The sequence below is a fragment of the Mesorhizobium sp. M1E.F.Ca.ET.041.01.1.1 genome, assembly GCF_003997355.1.
Taxonomy (GTDB): domain Bacteria; phylum Pseudomonadota; class Alphaproteobacteria; order Rhizobiales; family Rhizobiaceae; genus Mesorhizobium.
Window position 1 is genome coordinate 1 of the sequence record NZ_RZSL01000795.1, and the last position, 2,229, is coordinate 2,229.

Below are 2,229 nucleotides of genomic sequence, written 5' to 3' on the forward strand. Positions count from 1 at the left end.
CTTGATATCCCGACGGGAGACATCACCGAGGAAGCGGCGCTCGACGAACGCGGCTGCGCCGCTACCATGGCCTTCGGCATGGAAGCCGTCGCCGGCGGCGCCGACCTTCTTTGCCTGGGTGATCTCGGCGTCGGCAACTCCACGATCGCAGCCGCCTTGTGCGCGGCGCTGTTCGGAGAAGAGGGCGCCGACTGGGTCGGGTCGGGATCGGGCGCGGATGCGGCAATGATCGCGCGCAAGGCGAAAGCCGTCGATCGGGCGCTGGCCTTTCACGGCGCCGACCTCGGCGATCCGCTCGAAGCCTTGCGCCGGGTCGGCGGCCGCGAGTTCGCGGCGATCGCCGGCGCCATTCTTGCCGCCCGCATGCAGAAGATCCCGGTACTGCTCGACGGGTTCGTGGCAACGGCTGCCGCCGCGGTTCTGCACAGGGTCAATCCCGCCGCGCTCGACCATTGCCTGCTCGCCAGCCTGTCGCCCGAGCCCGGGCATGCCAAGGTCGCTGATCGGCTTGGGCTCAGGCCACTCCTCGATCTTGGCCTCAATCACGGCGAAGGGGTCGGAGCAGGGCTGGCGGCCGGCCTCGTCAAGGCAGCAGCGCTCACCAGTTCCGGTATGGCAGCAGCGGTTCGGCTCTAGCGCCTGCGCGCCGCAACCTCCTTGGTCGGCAATGCCGGCAATTCCTCCATCACCCGGCTCAGCGGGAAAATGGCGATCGCCTCGGTGCCTTCGCGCAGCTTGGAGTGAAGCTCGAACTCGCCGCCATGCATGTCAAGCAGCCCCTGCACGATCGGCAGACCGAGGCCGGTTCCCTGTTCGGCGCTCTTGATGGCGATCGAGCCCTGGCCGAAGGCGGAAAGCACCACCGGAATTTCCTCGTCCGGAATGCCCGGGCCGTTGTCCTTGACCGAGATGTACTGGCCACCGCCCGCCGTCCAGCCGACACGGACACGGACCTCGCCTCCCGACGGGGTGAACTTGATCGCATTGGACAACAGGTTGAGCGTGATCTGCCGGATTGCCCGCTCGTCGCCAAACAGCCGCGGCAGGGTGGTCTCGAACTCCTGGATGACGCGAATGTCCTTGTTGCGGGCCCGAAGCTCCATCATGTGGCAGCAGTCCTCGACGATCGTCACCAGCGCCACCGGCTCCTCGTTGAGCTGGTAGCGGCCGGCCTCGATGCGCGACAGGTCGAGGATCTCGTTGATCAGGTCGAGCAGATGCTGTCCGGATTCATGCACATCGTGCGCGTAGTCGCGATAGGTCGGGTTGTTCATCGGCCCGAGCACTTCATTGGCCATCACTTCGGAGAAGCCGAGGATGGCGTTGAGCGGCGTCCTGAGCTCGTGGCTCATCGAGGCGAGAAAGCGCGACTTCGCAAGATTGGCGTCCTCGGCGCGCCGCCGTGCCTCGTCGGACATCGATTTCGCCGTCTCCACCTCGGCGATCAGCGCATCCTTTTCGGAGCGGAAGGAGAGCACCATCCACGAGGCCTGGTTGAGATGGCGCGCGACATAGCCGAAGAAGGGCAGGGCGGCGACCAGGAGCGCCGCCATGATCCCCTCGATCGGCATCCACAAGCGTATAACCGTATAGACATAGACCGCCACGGGAACCGCGAAGGTCGCGAGCAGTGCGCCGCCCAGCGACGACGCCATGACAGCAGTCGTCCCCATGGCGACCAGAAGCACCATGGCCTTGACGACGTGGAACTGGTCGACCTGGCACGTGTCGCAGCCGAGCCAGGCGAACCAGGCCCAACCGAGGCCGCACAGCGAATGGGCGATCAGGAAATCGCGGCGCGTTTGCATCGGGTCGAGCTCGGACGCTTCCGTGCGCTCGACGCGCCGCGCCATGAAAGCGACGATGGTGTAGCAGAGCAGGGTGAAGAGAGCCCAAACGGCAACCTGGTTGCCCAGGCCGGCAAAGCGGGCGATAGCCGCCACGGTAAGCACGAGCAGCGGTATGGCGATCGCGCTGACCATCATGGCGCGCGCATGCAGCTTCAGCAGTTCGCGGTCGAAGTCGAGGCTGCCGGCCTGCTGGGAAAGACGGTCACGAGTCCTGCGCACCGCGCGCGCCACATCGCTGTTGCGATGCGGTTTCCTGCGGTCCACAATGAATTTGTCCGCTGTGTCCGAGCGTAGCAGAGGCATGCAAGTTCAATTTCCGCGCGCAGCGATTTTCAAGTTCGTTAAGCTACGTTCGAATGATTAAGAGACTGTTTGCCAT

At 65.1% G+C, this 2,229-nt stretch carries 2 protein-coding genes; one reads left to right on the plus strand and one right to left on the minus strand.

All coding sequences use genetic code 11. The features are described 5' to 3' along the window. Nucleotides 1-636 (plus strand): nicotinate-nucleotide--dimethylbenzimidazole phosphoribosyltransferase (locus EOA38_RS34235; protein WP_189435114.1); only part of this gene is annotated, 636 nt, incomplete at its 5' end. Here the strand turns inward: EOA38_RS34235 and EOA38_RS34240 are convergent. After that, nucleotides 633-2,153, minus strand: a complete 1,521-nt coding sequence (locus EOA38_RS34240; protein ID WP_127301301.1) for a HAMP domain-containing sensor histidine kinase — start codon at nucleotides 2,151-2,153, stop codon at nucleotides 633-635. The two genes, EOA38_RS34235 and EOA38_RS34240, sit on opposite strands and share 4 nt — an antisense overlap. Between the last annotated feature and the right edge of the window lie 76 nt (nucleotides 2,154-2,229).